Annotated in this window: 16 protein-coding genes, 1 tRNA gene and 1 pseudogene; 8 read left to right on the forward strand and 10 right to left on the reverse strand. The window is 69.6% G+C overall.

The window, feature by feature from the left end:
- Nucleotides 1–292: 292 nt before the first annotated feature.
- Nucleotides 293–372 (reverse strand) — tRNA-Asp (locus OG885_RS43805).
- Between the two features lie 214 nt (nucleotides 373–586).
- Here OG885_RS43805 and OG885_RS43810 point away from each other — a divergent pair.
- Complete coding sequence (locus OG885_RS43810; protein WP_405743176.1) at nucleotides 587–1171, forward strand: dihydrofolate reductase family protein; 585 nt, start codon at nucleotides 587–589, stop codon at nucleotides 1169–1171.
- Nucleotides 1168–1581, forward strand: coding sequence for a VOC family protein (locus tag OG885_RS43815; RefSeq protein ID WP_405742382.1), 414 nt, complete (start codon nucleotides 1168–1170; stop codon nucleotides 1579–1581). The genes OG885_RS43810 and OG885_RS43815 overlap by 4 nt, the downstream gene beginning before the upstream one ends.
- 138 nt (nucleotides 1582–1719) lie before the next feature.
- Here OG885_RS43815 and OG885_RS43820 read toward each other — a convergent pair whose 3' ends face one another.
- Nucleotides 1720–2118, reverse strand: coding sequence for an MmcQ/YjbR family DNA-binding protein (locus OG885_RS43820; RefSeq protein WP_405742384.1), 399 nt, complete (start codon nucleotides 2116–2118; stop codon nucleotides 1720–1722).
- A gap of 128 nt (nucleotides 2119–2246) precedes the next feature.
- Here OG885_RS43820 and OG885_RS43825 point away from each other — a divergent pair.
- From OG885_RS43825 to OG885_RS43835, 3 genes and pseudogenes are all read left to right on the forward strand, one after another.
- Nucleotides 2247–3209, forward strand: a pseudogene (locus OG885_RS43825) (helix-turn-helix domain-containing protein).
- A gap of 117 nt (nucleotides 3210–3326) precedes the next feature.
- Entirely contained in the window at nucleotides 3327–3785 is a 459-nt protein-coding gene (locus OG885_RS43830; protein ID WP_405742386.1) for a hypothetical protein, read from the forward strand.
- Between the two features lie 180 nt (nucleotides 3786–3965).
- Nucleotides 3966–4874, forward strand: coding sequence for a hypothetical protein (locus OG885_RS43835; protein ID WP_405742388.1), 909 nt, complete (start codon nucleotides 3966–3968; stop codon nucleotides 4872–4874).
- Nucleotides 4875–5054: 180 nt separating this feature from the next.
- Here the strand turns inward: OG885_RS43835 and OG885_RS43840 are convergent, their stop codons facing one another.
- The 5 genes from OG885_RS43840 to OG885_RS43860 form a co-directional block, all read right to left on the reverse strand.
- Nucleotides 5055–5204 carry a hypothetical protein gene (locus OG885_RS43840; RefSeq protein WP_405742390.1) on the reverse strand — a complete coding sequence of 50 codons (150 nt, stop codon included), beginning with the start codon at nucleotides 5202–5204 and terminating at the stop codon, nucleotides 5055–5057.
- Nucleotides 5205–5266: 62 nt separating this feature from the next.
- Nucleotides 5267–6451, reverse strand: a complete 1185-nt coding sequence (locus OG885_RS43845; RefSeq protein WP_405742392.1) for a serine hydrolase domain-containing protein — start codon at nucleotides 6449–6451, stop codon at nucleotides 5267–5269.
- Between the two features lie 74 nt (nucleotides 6452–6525).
- Nucleotides 6526–6651 carry a hypothetical protein gene (locus OG885_RS43850; protein WP_405742393.1) on the reverse strand — a complete coding sequence of 42 codons (126 nt, stop codon included), beginning with the start codon at nucleotides 6649–6651 and terminating at the stop codon, nucleotides 6526–6528.
- Between the two features lie 119 nt (nucleotides 6652–6770).
- Nucleotides 6771–7502: a DUF4232 domain-containing protein gene (locus OG885_RS43855; RefSeq protein WP_405742395.1), complete on the reverse strand. Its 732-nt coding sequence runs from the start codon at nucleotides 7500–7502 to the stop codon at nucleotides 6771–6773.
- Between the two features lie 296 nt (nucleotides 7503–7798).
- Nucleotides 7799–8332, reverse strand: coding sequence for a hypothetical protein (locus OG885_RS43860; protein WP_405742397.1), 534 nt, complete (start codon nucleotides 8330–8332; stop codon nucleotides 7799–7801).
- 188 nt (nucleotides 8333–8520) lie between these two features.
- Here OG885_RS43860 and OG885_RS43865 point away from each other — a divergent pair, with 188 nt between their 5' ends.
- The 3 genes from OG885_RS43865 to OG885_RS43875 all read left to right on the forward strand — a co-directional run bounded on the left by OG885_RS43865 (nucleotide 8521) and on the right by OG885_RS43875 (nucleotide 13886).
- The gene (locus tag OG885_RS43865) at nucleotides 8521–9165 is read left to right on the forward strand and encodes a GAP family protein (RefSeq protein WP_405742399.1); all 645 of its coding nucleotides are present in this window, start codon (nucleotides 8521–8523) and stop codon (nucleotides 9163–9165) included.
- Between the two features lie 422 nt (nucleotides 9166–9587).
- The gene (locus OG885_RS43870) at nucleotides 9588–11861 is read left to right on the forward strand and encodes a M4 family metallopeptidase (RefSeq protein ID WP_405742401.1); all 2274 of its coding nucleotides are present in this window, start codon (nucleotides 9588–9590) and stop codon (nucleotides 11859–11861) included.
- 264 nt (nucleotides 11862–12125) lie between these two features.
- On the forward strand, nucleotides 12126–13886 hold the full coding sequence (locus OG885_RS43875) for a S8 family peptidase (protein WP_405743177.1): 1761 nt from the start codon (nucleotides 12126–12128) through the stop codon (nucleotides 13884–13886).
- Between the two features lie 128 nt (nucleotides 13887–14014).
- Here the strand turns inward: OG885_RS43875 and OG885_RS43880 are convergent, their stop codons facing one another.
- The 3 genes from OG885_RS43880 to OG885_RS43890 form a co-directional block, all read right to left on the reverse strand.
- A complete protein-coding gene (locus OG885_RS43880; RefSeq protein ID WP_405742403.1) occupies nucleotides 14015–15259 on the reverse strand; it encodes an NAD(P)/FAD-dependent oxidoreductase in 1245 nt (414 codons plus the stop codon).
- A gap of 215 nt (nucleotides 15260–15474) precedes the next feature.
- Nucleotides 15475–19482, reverse strand: a complete 4008-nt coding sequence (locus OG885_RS43885) for a trypsin-like peptidase domain-containing protein (RefSeq protein WP_405742404.1) — start codon at nucleotides 19480–19482, stop codon at nucleotides 15475–15477.
- On the reverse strand, nucleotides 19458–19802 hold the full coding sequence (locus OG885_RS43890; RefSeq protein WP_405742406.1) for a CU044_2847 family protein: 345 nt from the start codon (nucleotides 19800–19802) through the stop codon (nucleotides 19458–19460). Before OG885_RS43890 ends, OG885_RS43885 begins: the two co-directional genes overlap by 25 nt.
- Nucleotides 19803–19964: the final 162 nt, after the last annotated feature.

A 19964-nucleotide genomic window follows, 5' to 3' on the forward strand; every position in this document is an offset into this window, starting at 1 on the left:
TGGCTGCCGACAGGACACTGATCCGGCGGTACGTCGTGACACCGGCCCCGGCAGGGAGCCGTCAACGAGGCCGCGGTGATGGGCAACCGCGGATACCGCCGTTAAGAGGCGGTACGGGTGGTCATGGCGGCGCAGCAACACATGCCGTCACCCTAGCCGACCCACCTGGACAGACGAGACGAAGCCGCCCGCCGGTTTTCCCCCGTGGCGGGCGGCTCGTGCCGTGGTGTTCAGAGATCGAGGTCGGCGGCGGCGACGTTGGCGTCCTGGGCCGCTGGACGACACCGGCCGGGGCCGGCGGCGGGATTCGAACCCGCGTCACCCTCTTGACAGGAGAAGTAACCGCAGCCTTCGCACCTGAACAACGCCAACCGTAGACGGCCTGATCCGTCAACGCACCCCTTTTTCTTGTGTGCTGCCGAAGGGCCCCCGCCCCGGACGCCGCACGCCCCGCCGGAATTCTGTCGAACGGCCAGCTCCGGCCCTCAACTCCTGCCCCTCAGCCTCCCTGCGGCCCGGCGCGCCGGACCGATTAGTTCGCCGGTTGACTGAAGTCTTTCCTCACGGAGAAGAGAGGGAGACCAGGATGGACAATCCGATTCGGCTCTACATGTCGATGTCGCTCGACGGCTATATCGCCGGCCCTGACGATCGGCCAGGACAGGAGCTCGGACGGGATGGCGGACGGCTTTTCAACTGGCTCGACGACCGGGAGTCCGACGGTCCCAGCGGTCAGGTCTATCGCGAGGCGCTGGCGACCGGCGCGCTGATCTCCGGCCGTCGGACCTTCGAACTCGCCGGGCGTTGGAAAGGCGATCACCATGACGGCGTGCCGATCTTCGTACTCACTCACCAGGTGGATGACGGGGACGTCCCGCCGGGCCGCGCGCGTTTCGTCACCGACGTCGAGGACTGCGCCCGTCAGGCACGCGCAGCCGCCGGGCACCGGCCGGTCATGGTGCACGGGGCCGGGGCGGCCCAAGCACTTCTCCGCGCCGGTCAGCTGGACGAGATGGAGATCCATCTGGTTCCGGTCCTCCTCGGCGGCGGCCGACGGCTGTTCGACCACCTGGGTGGCGGTCACATCGAACTCGACCTGGTCCGACGGCTTGAGGACCGCGACGTGACGCATCTGCGCTACCTGGTGCATCGAGCAGAGGCGGCCGCGTGAAGACACTCTTCGTCTCCTACCGCGTCACCGACCTGGACCGCTCGCTCGGTTTCTATACCGCCCTGGGCTATACCGAACTGGGCAGGGTCGATATCGGTGACGAGGCTCGCCTCGTGATCCTCAAGTTCCCCGAAGAACCAGCGGCCTCGCTCGAACTCGTACACCGTCCCGGCGACGGACCAGTCGACGTGGGCAGCGGCTTCGACCACCTCGCGATTCAGGTCGAGAGTCTCGCCACCACCCTGGAGACGCTGACCGAAGCCGGTCTGAGTCCCGGGCCCCTCCAGTACCCGGGTGGCCCTCATGGCCCGAAGACGTCATGGCTCACAGACCCGGACGGCTACCGGATCGAGCTGGTGGAATGGCCGTCCGGGCATCCCGACGGCATCACCGCAGCGGACTTCGCCTGAGGGGGACCGCAGACGTTCGGTGCCGCCACCCAGCCGCGTTCACCCATGGGCGGCCAGTACTGCCACGAGTCCCGGGCCAGGGCCGCCTGCCAGGCGGTGTCCTGGAGCCGGTCGCCGGTCGCCGGTCGCCGGCCGCGCTCACCGCGCCGCCTGGGTGCTGCTGTCGTAGGTGCGCGGGTCGACGGGCTGCTCGGCCTTGGGCAGGCCGGAGACGACGAGCCGGTAGGAGTCGGTGACGAGTTCCGTCACCAGCTTCTTGTCGACGCCTTCCCCGCCCTCCAGGGTGATCCAGTGCCTCTTGTTCATGTGGTAGCCGGGGGGGGTGATGTGCCGGTTGCTGTTCGCCAGGGCTTCGGCGTCGCCGGGGTCCGCCTTGAGGATCACGACCGGCCGCCCGGGGACTTCGGTCATCAGCATGAACACTTTGCCGCGTACCTTGTAGACCTCCCAGTCGTCCCCGAAGGGATGCTCCAAGCGGGCTCCGGGGAGTTCCTCGGCGCAGGTGGCGGCGGTCTTGTGCAGGGTCGTTCCGTTCACGGGCAGGGCCTTTCTGGAGGGGGACGGGCTGCCGCGTCCTGCGGTGCCGCGGGGGAGCGTGCGGACTCGCGGCGGCACGTTCCATCGTTTCTCCGGACTTGGCCGAACGGGCTGTACGCTGCGGACACGTGATGGCCGACAGGCGACACCCCAGGCAGGAGGGGCCCGCGGCGGTCCCCTTGTACGGTTTCCAGCCCCCGGTCGGCACTCCGTACGGGCTTGAGGTGACCACCGTCGAGGACTTCTTCGCCCAGCTCGAGGACTGGCCGTGGAACCCGCCCCGCCCGGGCCGCGCCACCTTCCACTACCTCATCGCGGTCACCGAGGGCGAGCTCCTCCACGACGTCGACCACATCACGCGGACGGTCGGGACCGGACAGTGGCTGTGGGTGCGACCCGGGCACGCGCAGTGCTGGCATCCGCCCGGCGACACGCGCGGCCTGTTCATCCTGTTCGAGCCGGACGTACTGCGCCCCGACATCGCGCGCCTGCTGGCCCCGCTCACCGCGCACGAGGCCCCCGCCGTCCTGAACCCGCACCCCGACGACACCGACTGGCTGCGGCAGAGGGCCTGCCAACTGCTCCACGAGCACCAAGCGTTGGGGCGCCGCCCACTCGACGTCCACCACGGCCCTGCGGCGCAGCCTGCTCGAATCCCTGCTGCTGCGGCTCGCCAACTCCCCTGATGTCGCCGCCCCCACGAGCAGCGCCCGCGACACACATACACACGCCTCATGAACGCGCTGGAGCTGCACTTTCGCGAACTGCACCGGGCTGCGGACTACGCCGAGCTGCTCGGCTGCTCGGTGCGCACCCTCAGCCGCGCCGCCCGCGCCACCACCGGCAAGGGCGTACGCGAACTCATCGACGAGCGGCGCCTGTTGGAAGCGCGACGACTGCTCGGCGGCGCCGGATGGGACGCCCGGTCCGTCGCCGCCCACCTGGGGTTCTCCGATTCCGCGAACTTCGACCGCTTCTTTCGCACCCACACCGGCCGCACACCCGCGGCCTTCGCGGACCAGGCGCCACCAAGTCCCCAAACCGGGCAACCCGAGCAGGCTGAAGCGCACCGCGCAGAGGGCGACCGGTGAGACTGCCGACGCTTTCGGCCAGGCGTTGCCTGCCTTGTTCTGTTCCTTCGGGACCTCACCTCGCGACGAAACAAGGCCAAGGGACGTCAAGTGACAGGTGACTGACATGCTGGCTCAATGCGATTGATCGACTGTGACGGGCACGGCATTGAGCTGGGGGTTGTGAACTACCAGTTCCCCGATGCCGCCCATGAGGGGAAGCGTCGGAGCTGGCTGATCATCGACGGCACTGCGCATTGCCCACAGGGAACATGGACTTTCCGTTGGCAGGCACTGACTCCGGAGGACGCGGTCGCGTTGGCCAATTGGCTCCGCGACGTTGCTCGCACGCCCGACGGTGGCCAACCAGCGGATCGCAGCCTTGAGTTCATCGAGCCGAACCTGGCCTTCACGGCCGACCGGGCCGATGCACGGCACGTCACCCTCCAGATCCGCTTGGATCTCGAGTTCTCGCCGCCCTGGCGGAAGCGGAATCATCCAGGAGACCCGTTCACAGTCGCGTGTCACATCACGCCGGAGGCGCTGCTGAGAGCAACGACGGAATGGACCGCTGAGATCGCCCCTTACCCGCCGTGAACCCCAGGCGAACAGCACGGGCCTTCCTGACCTGGACAGGGGTCCGACCAGGCGACACTTCAACAAGGTGGTCAAGGGGCAACGGCCCCCTTCGCCCGGGTTGGTGAATGCGCGGCGAAGAAGACCGTGTCACGCGGCGCGGCCCGGCAACGGACGGCCAGCGGGGCAGAGGGTGAGGGTGTGGATGTTGACGAGGTCATCGGCGCGTTGTACCGGCTGCGGCCCGAGGAGTTCGTCGCCGCGCGGGATGCATGGGTGGCGGAGGCCCGCCGGGCGAAGGATGCGGCCGCGGCGCGGCGGATCGCCGGGCTGCGGCGGCCCACGCTCGCGGCCTGGGCGTCGAACCTGTTCGTACGCCAACGCCCTCAGGAGGCAGAACGCCTGCTGGAGCTGGGGGAGACGTTGCGGCAGGCGCATCGGACGCTGGATGCCGGGCAGCTGCGCCAGGCGAGCCGCCAACAGCACCAGATGATCACCCTGCTGGCGCGGGAGACGGCCGATCTCGCACAGCAAGCCGGATCGCCGTTGACTCAGGCGGTCCGGTATGAGGTCGAGCAGATCCTGCACGGTGTCCTGGCCGACCAGAAGGTCGCCGAGGAGTGGGCGGCGGCCCGGCTGACCAGAGTGCCGGCGGCAACGGTGGACTTCACCGCCGTCACCCCCGAGGCCCTGCCCGAACGCTCCCGGCCGCCAGCGACTACGGCCCCCACGGCGGCGACCCGCGGGACGAAATCCCGGGCGAACAAACCCGACCGGCGCACCCAGGCGCGGCGCGAGCGAGTGAACCGGGCCCGTGCGCGCAGCGAGGAGACGGCAGGGGAGGCCCGCCGAAGCCAGGACATCCTCAGCACCGCGAACGACACGAAGCAGGCTGCTGACACTCGCGCAGAAAGAGCCCGGGCCCGGGTGAGCGAGCTGGAGGAGCAACTGCAACAAGCCCGAGAGGAACTGCGCGAGGCCATGGAGACGGTGGCCCTCGCCGACACCGCGGTGAAGGACGCTGCCCGGGCCGCCGACAAGGCCCGCCGGACCGCGGACCGGGCGAGCCGGGAGCTGGCCAAACTCACCGAGGACGCGGACGAGGCATAGCCGGCCTCGGCCCCTCGCCCGCCCCGTTCCCGGACGGCCCGCCTTCCGGGTGCGGCCGCGGCCTTCCCATCGGAGGAGGGAGACTCCGGCGGGCTGTTCGGGCAAGGTGATCGTCTCGGTGTCGTAGCTGCACCGGCAGCCGGACGTCGTTGTAACAGTGGGCGGGTTGCGCGTCCGGGGTCAGACGGGCCGGGCGTTCGGACGGATCGTCACCGTGTTGAGGTCGACACCCGTGGGATGGTCGAGCGCGAAGCCGATCGCCTCGGCCACTGCTTCCGGGTTCATCGCGATGGGTGGTGCCTGGCCGTGCCACAACGCGGTGTCGATCATGCCTGGGTTTCACGAGGGTGACTCCGATTCCGCTGTCGGGGTCAGTGGGTCGAAGTTGAGGGTCACTCCTCATGCGATTGCAGTATCTGAGCGGGGCCGGTGACCGCCCGCACCACCTCCTCGATCAGCAGCCGGTTCTCCTGATCCGCGCTCTCGCCGACGGTGAACCGGGTGCGGATGTAGGCGTAGGCCAGATCCAGCCGTGGGCTGGCGAAGGCCACCCCTCCGGCTGCCCCTCCGTGACCGAAAGCGTCGGGACCGAGGCAGGGGTAGCGGTCGTCGAGGACCGCGAAGCCCAGGGCGAAGCGGCTTTCGACGCCGGCCACCACGTCGCTGCCCTCGGAGTGAATTCGGGTGAATGTCTCGACCGTGCCCGCGTCCAGCAGAGCCGACCGGTCGTCCAGGACTCCGATCGCCGCCGCGTAGGCCCCGGCCGCGCCTCGGGCGGAGGCGACACCGCCCGCTGACCCCTGCCCGAGGGCCCTGGTACGGCGGAAGTTGGGGAAGACGGACAGGTCCGGCAGGTACTGGTGACTGAAGGCGATCTTCACCAACTCCGGGGGCTCTTCCACCTCCCCGCCAGGGTTCTGGATCGCCGGGGCCACGGGGACGTATCTGGGTTCGAGTTCCTCCGGCAGGCCCAGATAGAAGTCGACGCCGTACGGGCGGCGCACCCGGTGCTCCCACCAGTCCTGGAGGGTACGGCCGGTGGCACGGCGTACGACCTCGCCGGTGAGGGCGGCTATGACCAGGCCGTGGTAACCGAACGCCGTGCCGGGTTTCCAGTAGGGCGTCTGGGCGGCCAGGCGCTGGGCCATGAGGGTGTCGTCGGCCAGTTCCTCGATCGTGAAGACGTCGTCCACGCCTATCACGCCGGCCTGGTGGGCGAGCAGTTGGCGCAGCGTCGTCGCTTCCTTGCCCGCCGCGGCGAACTCCGGCCAGTACGAGGCCACCGTGCGGTCCAGGTCCAGGAGGCCGTCCTGGACGAGCAGGGCCACGACCAGGTGGGCTGCGCCCTTGCTCACCGAGAACACGCCGGTCAGCGAGTCGCCGTCCGCGACGGGGCCGGCCCAGAGGTCCACCACACGCTCGCCACGGTGGTACACGGCCAGTTGTTGGCCGGTGGGGTGCGGTTGCCGGGCCGCCGCCTGTGCGAAGACCTCGCGCACCGCTTCGAAGCCCGTGTGCACATGTCCGTGCACGTGTTGCCGCACCGGCGTGCGATCGCCGTCTGCGTTGTCGGTCAACTCTGTCTCCTGTGGTCGAACCGTGCGTATCACTGCGGGCGTTCGCCGCACCTGGATCATGTCCGTGGCTGCCCTCACGAATGCGCCGCGGCCTGTGCCTCGGCGAGCACGTTGAACACGGTGACTTCGGCGCGGTTCGGGTCCTGGGCGCGGACGGCGTCGCCGCGGTGCAGGGCGGGGCCCGGCGTGTCACGCGTCATGGACGACCGCGCCCTGAAAACACCGCGGGGCCTGCGCCGATGACTCGGTGCAGGCCCCGCGCCCATGCCATGGCCCCTCACTGAGCCCTGCTGGGCGCGCCTGTTGCGCCTGGAATCGGTCAGGAAGGTTCGACTGCTGATACGGCGGTGACGGTCACGGTGTCGTCGCACTCGGCGAACTGCCCGTCGTCCAGGGCCACCTGGTGTGCCCCGGACCCCGGCAGCCCGATCACCATCGTGGGATACACCACGGGGGCCGAGCCGGATACGCAGTATCCGTCGGCCTCTCCTTGCACTTGCACGAACGTCAGCTTCACCCATGCTTCGGCACCGGGCAGTACCGTCACCGCCGTCGCGGTTCCGGTCGGCTTGACGGTGAGCGGCACGTTCATCTCGGGAGAGCCGTTCCCGGCGCCGGCCACCGTGGGGTGACCTGTGAGGACGCACGTCTGTGCGGACACATTGGTGAACTCGACGACGGCTGCACCGGTACCCGTACCGTCCGGCCGCACGGCAGCCTGACGGGAGGTCGCTTTGAGACTGCCCGCGGCGCACGTCGCCGCCGAACCCGGCGCGGATGCCGAAGGCGCGGAGGCGCTGGGCGCGGGCGGGGAGACAGAGGGCGTTGAGGGGCCGGACGGGTCGGTGGAAGCGGAGGCGGAACTCCCAGGCTTCGCAGCGCCGGATGGGGAGGGAGAAGCCGTTGCTGTGCTGACGGCCCCGGACGAGGTGGCTCCGCCTCCTCCGGTGCCCGCATCCGCCTCACCGGGCTGACACCCCGCCACCGCCAGAGCCGCCGAAGCCACGATGACCGCTACCGCCGTGCTGCGCATCGCGCTCACATTCCGCATGCCGTCCCCCAAGTTCCAGTTGTCCGGAGCGCGACTCCAGCCGCCTCGTCGAACCAGACAGAACCGTGGGGCCGGCAGTTCTCCCGCGCACCGACCTGTGACCCACCGGTGACGAATCCCCCGGACAGTCGACAGCGACCAACACCGTGCCGCCGCTGTGGTGCTGGCGTAGGTGCGGCAGTTGAAGCCCGAGGAGTGATCAGGCCCGCTACTGGTACGACCTGCGAGAAGGGCCGAGGCCCGAGTCCGTGGTCGGAGCGCATCTGCTGATCAATTGCGGCAGCTGTGAACGGCCCTTACCTGGGCCCTGCCTGGTCGTCCGGCGTGGGCAGGGCTGAAGGGTCGAGATCTCGGCGCATGCCGGCACGCAGGGCGTCAAAGGCGTCGAACCATGGCCGGCACTCACTCCTGAGCTCCGCCCAGGTGTCGTATCTGCGGCCGGCGATGAGTTGTTGAACGAGGTCGCGCATGCCCTTCATGGTCTTGTCGGAGAGGGCAACGATCTCGGGTGGCGCTGTGATCGCCAGCTGGTACCGCAGCTCGTACACTCCGCCGTTGCGGTAGGCGCCTTCCGCCTGACGGGCCCGCTCTGGCCAGGGCTCCGTGCTGTCGATGACGACGGCGCGGATGTCGTTCCAGGTCCTGGCGACCGCTGCCAGGTAGGCGGCATACAGTTCGCGTCTGACCTCAGTACGGCGCTCGCTCTGCTCGCGGCGCCACTTGGCTCGGTCGGCTATCGATGTGGCGCCCACTCCGATGACTGCGCCGGTCACTGTGCCTATGAGGGTGCCCCATTCCATCGCCTCAAGATAGGCCTTCCTCACGTGCATGCCCCTGCTCCCTCTCGAACCGTGCCTGAGGAGACAGGTAGGGCGTCATGGGCGTGGCCTGCTTGACCCGCCAGGCCGCCACCTGCACAGTCGTGAAGCGGCTCCGTGGCCAGCGCCGCGATCTTCTGCCGGCCGGCCCCTGATGCATGGATGGCGGCCGACCCCGAAGCACAGGAGCGATTGGTTCGATGGTCCTCAACCTGGTGGTGATCGGCACGGCCGTCACCCTGGGGCCGTTGCACAACAGTGCCTTCATCCTGTTGCTGTCCTCGCGGAACGGTATCCGTCAGGGTCTGGCATTCCTTTTGTCGTGGCTGGCCAACCTGGTCGTCGTCATTGCCGTCGTGGTGCTGCTGACCGGCGGTCAGCCGCCGGATCGCCACAGCGCTCCCTCGACCGCCGCGATCGCCGCGAAACTCGCCATCGGTCTGGGGCTGGTGGTGTACGGCGCGCGCCGGCGGCGCCGACCGCCCCGCCCGCGCGGTCCCGTGCGCTGGGCCGCTCGGATCGACAACGCCTCCTGGGTCACGGCGGCCGGTCTGGCGTGGCTGCTGCAGCCTTGGGCGCTGGTCGGCGCCGGTGCTGCAACGGTCCTGGAGGCGGACCTCTCCACCGCGCACGACTGGCTCGCGCTGAGCGGCTACTGCCTGTTGGCGACCCTCAGCCTCATCGTCATGGAGATGTACGCGGTCTGGGAGCCTGCGGCCGCGGAAGCCCGGCTGAACGCCCTGCGGATCTGGCTGAGCGAGCACCAGGAGCAGCTGGTCGTTACGCTCTCCCTCGCCGCCGGCCTGTGGCTGATGGCCGCCAGCATCTACGAGCTGGTCGCCTGACGCGGATGGCCGGTCGGAAAAGGCGGCAGCAGCCAGAGCGAGATGGAGCCGAGGCGGCCTGACCACTCGTCTGATCAGCGCCATGACACCGCAGTTGCGGAAATCCACCACGGCTCGCGGTGAAGCCCTCCCTTTGAGGCGAGGCTGAAAACCGGCGCTGCCTGTGCCGATATGCCCGTCCGGCATGGTCATTTCCAGCCGTTGCTTTGGCATTCACATGACAAACCTGTGTGTACGGTGCCACTCTTCTGCGGAAGTTCACGGTTCCTCGACGGAATCCCCACACAGAGCACCCCCACACCCCCACCCCCCACCTCCTTCCACCCGCATGCCGTGCAGCGCTCCGGATCGGCGCACCCCGCCGCTCCGTCTCGTCCACGACCCTGCCTCACGGGCCGTCCGTTGTGTTGAAGGAGAACCCGTTGCCCTTGCGACGCCGCGCTCTTGCCGGGCGCAGACGCGCCACCGCCACCGCCCTCGCTCTCACTGCCGTAGGTTCCCTGCTCGCCCTCGCCGCCCCAAGTCCCGCCGCCGCGGCCCCTGCCGAGCCGAGCCCCACGAAGATCACCGCCACCCCCAGGGCCGGCGCCACGCAGCCGTCCCTGACACCCGCCCGCCGAGCGGCCCTGATCGAGAGTGCCCGGTCCGCGGCGCCCCGCACGGCGCAGCGAATCGGCCTCGGCGCCCAGGAGAAGCTCGTCGTCAAGGACGTCATCAAGGACGCCGACGGCACCACGCACACCCGTTACGAACGCACCTACGCGGGGCTGCCCGTCCTCGGCGGTGACCTGGTCGTCCACGAAAAGAGCGGTCGTACGTCCGTCACCAAGGCGAGCTCCGCCCGACTTCAGGTCCCCTCGCTCCGTCCGGCGATCACCGCCGCGGGCGCCGCCACCAAGGCCCTCGGCGTCTCGAAGAAGGCCGAGGCCAAGGGGTCCCGGACGGAGCGGGCGCCCCGCCTGGTGGTTTGGGCCGGGACCGGTAAGACCGTGCTGGCGTGGGAGACCCTCGTCGAGGGCGTCCAGAAGGACGGCACTCCCAGCGAACTCCAGGTCGTTACCGACGCCGTCACCGGCAAGAAGCTTCTGGCCGCGGAGCACGTCCACACCGGCTCCGGCACCGGCCAGTACGCCGGCGAGGTGCCGCTCGGCTCCACCCTGTCGGGATCGACGTACCAGCTCGTCGACCCCGACCGTGCCGGGCAGCGGACGTACGACCTCAACCAGGGGACCTCGGGCACCGGCACCCTGTTCACGGACGACAACGATGTCTGGGGCAACGGACTTCCGACCAACCGTCAGACCGCCGGTGTCGACGTGGCGTTCGGTGCCGCGGCCACCTGGGACTACTACAAGGAGACGTACGGCCGCAACGGCATCCGCAACGACGGTGTCGCCGCCTACAGCCGCGCCCACTACGGCAACAACTACGTCAACGCCTTCTGGCAGGACGCCTGCTTCTGCATGACGTACGGCGACGGCTCGGGCAACACCCATCCGCTGACCGCGCTCGACGTGGCGGCCCACGAGATGAGCCACGGCGTCACCGCCGCCACCGCGGGCCTGGTGTACTCGGGGGAGTCCGGCGGGCTCAACGAGGCGACCTCCGACATCTTCGCCGCCGCCGTCGAGTTCTACGAGAACCTTCCGGCCGACCCCGGGGACTACCTCGTCGGTGAGAAGATCGACATCAACGGTGACGGCACACCGCTGCGTTACATGGACAAGCCCTCCAAGGACGGTGCCTCCCGCGACAGTTGGAGCTCCGCCCTCGGCGGCATCGACGTCCACTACTCCTCGGGCCCCGCGAACCACTTCTTCTACCTGCTCTCCGAGGGCAGCGGCGCCAAGACCGTCAACGGCGTGGACTACGACAGCCCGACGTACGACGGCCGGCCCGTCACCGGCATCGGTATCCAGAACGCCGCCGCGATCTGGTACCGCGCGCTGACGACGTACATGACGTCCACGACCGACTACGCCGGTGCCCGCACCGCCACCCTGTCGGCCGCCGGCGACCTGTTCGGCGCCTACAGCCCGACCTACCTCGCCGTCGCCGATGCCTGGGCCGCGATCAACGTCGGCAACCGCGTCGCCCTCGGCGTCAACCTCGCCCCGACCGCCGACCAGTTCAGCGGCGTCGACCAGAACGTCAGCCTCCAACTGGATGCCTACACCACCAACACCGGCGCCGCCCTGACCTACGAGGCCACCGGACTGCCCGACGGCCTCAGCATCAGCCCGGGCGGTCTGATCAGCGGCGTCCCGACGACCCTCGCCACCAGCGACGTCACGATCACCGTGACCGACAGCACCGGGGCGACCGCCTCGGACACCTTCACCTGGAAGATCGGCTACGTCTACGCCAACGCCACCCGCGTCGACATCCCGGACAACGGGGCCGCCGTGGAGTCACCGCTGACCATCACCGGCCGCGACGGCAACGCCTCCGCGACCACCTCGGTCTACGTCAACATCGTCCACACCTACCGCGGCGACCTCACCGTCGACCTCCTCGGCCCCAACGGCACCGTCTACTCCCTGCTCAACCGCAGCGGCGGCTCCGCCGACAACGTCGACCAGACCTTCACCGTCGACGCCTCCGCGCAACCGCTCAACGGCACCTGGACCCTGCGTGTGCAGGACCGGGCAGCCATCGACGTCGGCTACATCGCCCGCTGGCAGCTGATTCCCTGACACCAGCCCGACCGCACGACACCGCCCGGGTCCCGAGGATCCGGGCGGTGCCATGGGGAGCGTCGGCTGGAGAGTGGCGTCTGTTTTCAGCCAGGTCCGCGCAACGTCCCTGCGCGGAAAGGTACTTCCCCGCAGGGGCATGCACCTGACATCTTGCACCCACCACTTGTTTCGTACGGCCAGGTCGGTGCCACCAGCACGGCCGGGCCGTCTTCGGAGGACGCATTGACACCCCACATATTCAGCCGACCGAGACGCACGCTGGTGCTGGCGGCCACGCTCGGCGCCGCCCTCGCGTTCGGCGCCCCGGGCGCCCTCGCGGGTACGCTCCCGGTCGTCCCCTCCGCCGCGCCGGCCGCCAAGGCCCACGCGCCGGCCGTCGCGCAGGCTTCCCAGAGCGCGGCCTGGGTGGCCGGCACGCGTGCCTACCTCGTGATCACCGCCCCTGGTGACAGTTCGGCGGTCCGTTCCGCGATCACTGCCAACGGCGGCACCGTCTTCTCCAGCTTCGACGCCATCGGTGTGATCGTCGCCCACTCGGCGTCCAGCACCTTCGCCGCCACCCTGCGCGGCGTCGCCGGCGTGCAGCAGGTCGGCGCCACGCGTACCTCGGACGTCCCGGCCGCCGCCTACGACCCGGCGCTCCCGCCCAACCCGGCCCAGGCCTCGACCCCGGCCGGAGAACCGGTCCGGGCCGACATGAGCCAGATCAAGGCCGACCAGGCCTGGGCCGTGAACCCGGGCTCCGCCTCCGTCACGGTCGGCGTCCTGGACACCGGTGTGGACGACCAGCACCAGGACCTGGCGCCCAACTTCGACGCGGCCGACTCGGTCTCCTGCGCCTACGGCAAGCCCGACACCCGTACCGGCGCCTGGCGCGACGTCGACACCCACGGCACCCACGTGGCGGGCACCATCGCCGCGGCCAAGAACGGCAAGGGCGTCGTCGGCGTGGCCCCCGGAGTGAAGATCGCAGCGGTCCGGGTCGCCGAACCGGGCAACTCCTTCTTTTTCGCCGAGAACACCATCTGCGGCTTCGTCTGGGCCGGTGACCACGGCTTCAAGGTCACCAACAACAGCTATTACACGGACCCGTGGCAGTTCAACTGCCCGGACAACATCGACCAGGCCGCCATCATCGAGGGCGTCAAGCGCGCCCAGGAGTACGCCGAGAGCAAGGGCTCCCTCCAGATCGCCGCCGCGGGCAACGAGAACTACGACCTCGCCCACAAGACGACCGACTCCGCGAGCCCGAACGACTCCACCCCGGTCACCCGCACCATCACCAACGCCTGCCTCGACATCCCGACCGAGCTGCCGGGCGTGGTCACGGTCGCGGCCAACGGCACGGGCGTCACGAAGGCCTCGTTCTCCAACTACGGCCAGGGCGTCATCGACGTCGCGGCACCAGGCAGCAACGTGTACTCCACCGTCCCCGGCGGCGGCTACGGCAGCAAGAGCGGCACCTCGATGGCCACCCCGCACGTGGTTGGTGTGGCGGCCCTCATCGCCAGCGCCAACCCGGGCATCACCCCGGCGCAGATCCGCGCCAAACTGGCCGAGCAGGCCAACGACATCGCCTGCCCCTCGGACAGTCGCTGCACGGGTACGACGGCCAACAACTCGTTCTTCGGCGAAGGACAGGTCGACGCCCTCAAGGCCGTCGGCACCACCCCGCCGCCCGGCAAGTACTTCGAGAACCTCGCGGACTTCGCCATCAACGACAACGCGACCGTGGACAGCCCGATCGCCGTGACGGGTGTGACCGGCAACGCCCCGGCCACCCTCAAGGTGGGTGTGGACATCAAGCACACCTACATCGGTGACCTGAAGGTCGACCTGGTGGCGCCGGACGGCACCGTCTACACCCTGCACAACCGCGCCGGCGGCAGCGCCGACAACATCGCCCAGACCTACACCGTGAACGCCTCCTCGGAGGTCGCGAACGGCACCTGGACGCTACGCGTCAACGACAACGCCGCCTCCGACACAGGCAAGATCGACGCCTGGAACCTGACCTTCTAGCACAGGGCCCGACCACGCCATGGTTGTGCTGTTCGGGCACATGGGCCTCGGCCGCGGTGGACACCGCGGCCGAGGTCGCCCTCCCCGGCCAGCAGGAAACGCGGCCCACCCAAACGGGACCCGCGGGGCTAACGCAAGCGTTCCCGGAGCACTTCCCGAGCGGCCCGGGCGCCGGAGGCCAGGGCTCCCTGGACCGAGCCCGTGGCCCGGTGGTCGCCGCACACGTGACGTCCCGGCCCCATCCGGGTGGCCCGGCTGAGCGGCAGCGGCGGCGTCATGACCGGCAGCGCGTCGACGATCGTGCGGACGGTGAGGAGGTCCCATCCTGCGGTGTCCGTCCCGTACGCCTCGGCGAGCGCGGCGCGCACGGTCCCTTCCCGTCCGTCGGCGTCCCCGCCGAGCACGGAGGTCCCCACGAGGGCGTAGCCGTCCGGGGCGTGTCCTGGCACCACCTCGCTCAGGACACATGTGTTCAAGAACCGGCGGCCTTCGTCGACGAGGAGAGCCGGCTCAGCCAGCGGCGACCGCGGTGCCACGTGGTAATACGTGGTCACCACACGGCAGTCGGGCACCTTCAGGCCGGGGAGCAGCCGCCCTGCGGGTCCGGGGCCGGTGGCCACCACCACCGCCCGCGCCGCCAGTTCCTCTCCGGTGTCCGTGACGGCGCCGTCGTCGATGAGGGCGCTCACGGCGGTCTCCAGACGGACCGTGCCCGCGGGCAGCGCGGCGGCGAGCGCCGCGGGGACGGCGCCGATACCGGCGCCCGGCAGACACAGGGTGCCGCGGAGCATGCTGCGCCAGACGAGGTGGAAGAAGCGGCTGGAGGTCTCCAGCTCGTCCTCCAGGAAGACCCCGGACAGGAACGGCCGGAAGAAGCGTTCGACGAACTCCTCGGAGAATCCGGCGTCGGCCAGGGCGGTGCGGGTGGTCCGGTCCCGCGCCGTCTTCACCCGGCTGACGGGGCCGAGCAGGTCGCGGGCCGAGAGCAGGCCGAGCGCCGCGAGGTCGCGGGGACCTGCGAGCCGTCCCGGCAGCAGCGTCGACCAGGCGTGCGGGCGCCGGGTGGGGTCCTGAAAGCGCAGGGTGCCCTGCCCGACGGTGTGCACCAGGATCCCGGCCATGAACGGCCGCAGCCGCAGTTCGCGCAGCACCAGCCTCCGGCGCACCTGCGGATAGGAGGTGTTGAACACCTGGAAGCCCCGGTCCACGACGAAGCCGTCGACACGGTCGGAGCGCATCCGGCCGCCCACAGCGTCGGACGCCTCCACGACCTGGACGTCCAGCCCGGCCGCCAGGAGGTCCCGCGCGCAGGCCAGTCCGGCGACACCTGCGCCGATGACCAGGACATCGGGGATGTTCGGGGACGCGGGCACAGAAGCCTCCTTGGCGGGTCCGGCGGCGCCGGAGCGGCAGCCACGTACAGGTACCAACCTTCTTCCCTCACCGGTCCTCCGAGAGGTGACGGTCACCCGCTACCGAACGGAGAGACTGACCGGTTGCAGTACTGGCACCGCGCGCCGTGCCGACTCACCAGCTCCCCGCTCGCCTCGGGCCCCGTCCTGCGTGGGACCCGAGGCGAGCGGAACGGTCAGCTTCGGGGGACGAGGTGGTGCCAGAACCGCCAGTCCTCGTCCCAGGGAATCACCGCTGCCAGGTGCGCACCCCACTCGTTGAGGAGCGCGGGTTCCGGGAGCCGTAGCAGCCCGATGGCGGCCCCTGCCAGCAGGCCGCACAGAATGAGCCTGTTTCCCTTTCGGCCCGCACCGCTCGCCTGGCATGCCCCGGCGTGCAGCGCGGCGACGAGTACGGCGGTCACCGCGGCGTACGCCCACGTCTTCCAGCTCTCGGGAGGGGCCTCGGCCGCACGCGCCACCGTGAACGCGTTGGCCGCGACGGCTACGCCGAACGGCAGGAGGGCAGCGAGGGCGACGAAGGGCACCCTGAGTACGGCGGTCAGCACCGCGGCGAGGGCATTGAGCACCTTCTCGATCGCCCGTCCCACGATGCCGCCGGTCGCGAGCACGAGGTCGGCCGAAGGTCTCCCGATGCTTCCGACCACCTCCCGTGTGACTTCTGCTAGAGCTAGGAGGCGGACGCGCGGATGAAGGCTCCGGTTCCGTACCAGCGTGAGCCCTCTGCTGCGGTTGCCTGGCCGGGTGGCACCGGCCGCGGCCAGCCGCGCGGCCTCAAGTCGCAGCCTTGCGGGCAGTGCTTCGGTCACGGCCAGCTGGTGCAGGTGGGACTGGGCGTGGGCCTGGCCCAACCGAACGATGAAATGCCGGCAATCGTCCTCGTCCAGTTCCCCGGTGGTGACCAGCGCGACGGCGGTGTCGCACCACCATGATGACGCCGACTGCGAAGGGAGGCCCTCGGAGGTTGCCGGAGGCCACCAGGATGCCGTCGCTGTCAGAAGCTCCACGCGGCTGCGTGCGGAGTACTGCCTGTCGGGGGTGTCCTTCATCAAGGCTGTCAGTGCTGACTGGACCCTGGCACGGGGCTCGGGGGATGGCGGCAGTAGCTCTGCGGCTGCGTGCCGGTTCATGAGCGAAGTCGAGTGATCGTCGATGATCGACAGCAGCAGGTCGGTGATGTCCCGGCTGTCTCGGACCGACACCTGCCGCAGGGCCATCAGCCTCAGTTCGGAATGCGCGCCGGGGTCCGCCGCGGCGCCCACCAACAACTGCTCGCGCTTCTTGGTGGACTTGATGGCCTGTGCCGCCTCGATCCGCAGGTGCACGGGTAGCCGGGCATCCTCGGCGAGTTCACCGAGCATCGCAGCGACCTGCGGCCCACTGGACGACATGAGCAGCCTGAGCGCCCGGACACGATCCTCTGGGGTCAACTCGCCCCGGATCAGATCCGCCAGCGTCCGCGCGACCGTCTCGGCATGGTGTCCTTCCAGGTGCTCGGCCGCCAGGATGCGCGCTTGGCCGGGCGCGCCGGTGTCGGTCAGGCGGGTCAGGAGGGCTTCGACGCCCTGCGCGAGCTGGAGTCGGATCATGATTCTGGCGGCTTCGAGCCAGAGCTTCGATCCGGTGTCGGCGCCTCTCGCCATCTCCACGAGAGCCGCCGTGCCCTCAGGCTCGTCCCGGCGCACCAGTTCCTCCGCGGCCAGGAGTCGACCGATATCGGTGGTGTCAGCTGCCATCGCGCGCAGAGTTTCGAGACCACGGGAGTGCCCCACGTCGGCGAGGCCACGGGCCGCTTTGAGGCGGTGCTCAACACTTCGGTCCCGTTGCGTGGCATCGATGAGGATGTCGACGCCGCGATCGTCTCCCATCCGGGCCAGGGCCATCGCCGCCTCGTGGTCCAGGTTGCTGGCGGCTCGGTGCAGTACGGAGATGGCCGACTTACGCGCGGCGCTGTCGACCATCGCGCCGTCGGTGACCAGGGTGGCGATGAGGGCCGCGCCTTCGCCATGGGTTGCGAGCCCGCGGAGCGCCGATTTGAGTCCGAATTGGCCTTTGCGTCCCCAGGCGTCGATCAGGAAGCGGACCACGGAGGTCGCCGCCGGATCGGAGGAGCGGTGGCGCAGGGCCCAGGAGGGCCACAGCGGGTTGTGGTGGAAGACCCGGCGGAACTCGATGGTGCTGAGTGTGAGCTTCTCGGCGATCCGTCGCGCGGTGAGGAACTCGGCGAAGGTCTGATGGATGAAGACGAAGTCGCCGTGGCGCTGGCGCAGCAGCCCGCTGGCACGGAGGAGTTCGGGAAGGGCGTCGCCGCGCATCGCATCCCACTGCCCGTCCCGGACGTCGGGGTGCTTTATACGCATCGACCAAGCCGTCACGAGTTCGACGGCCGACCCCTTGGTGCCGTTGTGGCGCTCATGAGCGAGACGCTCGATGAAGTCGGGCAGTGTGTCGCGCAGCTCGGTCAGAGCCGCGACACCGGGATCTCCGTACTCGGCGCGGGTTCTGTCCCGGAGCCCGGGCCACGGGCTCTCGCGTCGCGTCCAGCGGCTGCCGTGTTGAGTCGCCTCGACGAACTCCTGGTACACCGCGCTGCGGCCTCGGGGCAGCGGCTTGTCCTCGTCCGCCTTGAACAGCTGGCACAACATGGAGGCCATCAGGGGTGTCCTGGCCGGGTCCGCCATACCCGATGCCTCCAGCCGGTTGATGAAGCGATGTGCCGCGTCGTGGGGTTCGGTCATCCCCAGGGCAGCCAGCCAGCGCTCGGCGAAGTCATAGAGCTGACGCCGGTCCAGTGGCAGAAGGTCGAAGCGCCGAAGGTCGCAGGTGAGTTCCTCGGCGGGCAGCGGGCGGGTCGTCACCAGGAAGCGGAAGCGGACACCCGCATCTGTCTTGCTCAGCGAGCTGATCGCGTTGAGCAGCGTCTTGCGTGCGGCGGGGTCGCCCATCTCGTCGAGCCCGTCGACGAGAACCAGCCAGCGCGAGGCGGGAGTCGGGGGCTCGTCGAACAACTCGGGTGGCCAGCCGCCTGCCAAGGGTGCCGTGCCGTCCTTGCCCATGGCCTTCGCGATCGCCTTGAGAAGCGGGGTGCCGTCTAGGTCCCGGGCGTCCACGCGGACGGGAACCACGTCGTGCCAGGGCGGGTTCTCCCAGTGGGCGGCGAGTTCGGTGACGGCGTGCCGCAGGAGGCTCGACTTGCCCGCGCCGGGGGCACCCACCAGCAGGATGTTCTCGTCGAGCCGGAACAGTTCCCCGGCGGGGATCCGCTCACTCTCCGGGGTGACCGTTTCATTGGAGGCCCGTTCCTGACCCGAGTTGTCCGAGCCGGACTCGTCCGGGCTTGTCTCCTCCGGGCCGACGAACGGGCAGACGTACACCAAGGACAGGGTCTTGGGAGCCTCGCCCTCGATCATCGGATACGGGTGTTGCCCGTCGGCCGAGGCCCTGGCTCTCGAAAGGTATTCCAGGAGCAGGGGGGTCGGCCATCCGCCCGCCCTCAGCTGGTCGGCGTCCAGTCGACGCAGCCAGTCGCCTCGGTGACCTTCCCGGTTGCCCCCCGCTGGGCAGCGCGCGAAGATCTCGGCCACGGGAACCAGATGGACGCTGTTGTCGAGGTCGGAGGTACTCGACATGCCGCACACCGCGCCGGTACGGACGTTGATCACGGCACTGCCGCTGTACCCCGGGCCCAAACGCCCCTGCCCATGAGGCAACCAGGGCCCTTCCGCCCGGTCCCTGCGCAGATCGGTACCTTGGTGGCGCAGGAGTGCGGACTGGCCGGACAGGAAGCCGCGGACCGGATGGCCGTACGTCCACAGGGTGTCATTGATCTCCAGCACACCCGAGGTGAGGACCGGCCGGAGGGGCAGAGTGGGGGTGCCGGGGGCGTCGATGACGCGCAGCAGGACGACGTCGAGGCCACCTTCGCGGTCCCGGACGTAGGATCCGGCCACAGGCGCCAGGACGATGTCCTGGCCGAGGGCGACAAATCGGCCGCGTACCTGTTCCGGCAGCGAACTCTCGTCCCGGGCGACGACATGCGCGCAGGTCGCCACCAGCCCCTCGGCGATGACGAATCCTGTGCCAATCTCCCCGGAGGGCGGTTCCAGCCGCACTGTCGCCGCTTTGAGCAGCCCCTCCCAGCCGGTCAACGCGGCCGGGATCACTGCGTCGGCTGTCGCTCCCATTCCAGCTCCACCGTGAAGGCCGAGGAGGTACGCGCCTTACCGAGCACGGCGACGACGGATCCCGATTCCAGAGCGAACTCACAGCCGAACTGGACCCGCACTCGCGTGGCCTCGCTCTGCCGCAGCTGTGTCACCACGGCCCGTGCGGTACTCGTCAGCCCCTCCAGAGCCTCGTCCAGACGCTGTCCGATCCGCCCGGAAATCTCGTGCTCGCCGCCGTATCCGCCATCCAGCTCCCGTACAGCCATGTAGACCCGCTGTCCGTCCACATCGAGCCGGATCAGACGATCCGAGTCGTCGACACGTCCCCTGTCCTGCATGACGTCCCCTTGGAGTAATTCGACGGACACGAAGCGTAGTCGCAAGTCGGGCCGGAATTCAGGCCGTTGGGGATTTGACGGCAGGCGCACAGGACCTCAGGTGATGTGGTCGTCTTCCAGCTCCGCGTCAGAGCGGCACGGGAAACGGGTCACCAATGCGCT

Origin of the sequence: Streptomyces sp. NBC_00028 (genome assembly GCF_045041065.1) — a bacterium.
Lineage (GTDB): Bacteria > Actinomycetota > Actinomycetes > Streptomycetales > Streptomycetaceae > Streptomyces.

Excerpts from the sequence above, each read along its gene's own strand:
- OG885_RS43810 (WP_405743176.1), top strand. The coding sequence starts at position 587 with ATGGACAATCCGATTCGGCTCTACATGTCGATGTCGCTCGACGGCTAT.
- OG885_RS43830 (WP_405742386.1), top strand. The coding sequence starts at position 3,327 with ATGCGATTGATCGACTGTGACGGGCACGGCATTGAGCTGGGGGTTGTG.
- OG885_RS43840 (WP_405742390.1), bottom strand. The coding sequence starts at position 5,204 with ATGATCGACACCGCGTTGTGGCACGGCCAGGCACCACCCATCGCGATG.
- OG885_RS43850 (WP_405742393.1), bottom strand. The coding sequence starts at position 6,651 with ATGACGCGTGACACGCCGGGCCCCGCCCTGCACCGCGGCGACGCCGTC.
- OG885_RS43855 (WP_405742395.1), bottom strand. The coding sequence starts at position 7,502 with ATGCGGAATGTGAGCGCGATGCGCAGCACGGCGGTAGCGGTCATCGTG.
- OG885_RS43860 (WP_405742397.1), bottom strand. The coding sequence starts at position 8,332 with ATGCACGTGAGGAAGGCCTATCTTGAGGCGATGGAATGGGGCACCCTC.
- OG885_RS43865 (WP_405742399.1), top strand. The coding sequence starts at position 8,521 with ATGGTCCTCAACCTGGTGGTGATCGGCACGGCCGTCACCCTGGGGCCG.
- OG885_RS43885 (WP_405742404.1), bottom strand. The coding sequence starts at position 19,482 with ATGGGAGCGACAGCCGACGCAGTGATCCCGGCCGCGTTGACCGGCTGG.
- OG885_RS43890 (WP_405742406.1), bottom strand. The coding sequence starts at position 19,802 with ATGCAGGACAGGGGACGTGTCGACGACTCGGATCGTCTGATCCGGCTC.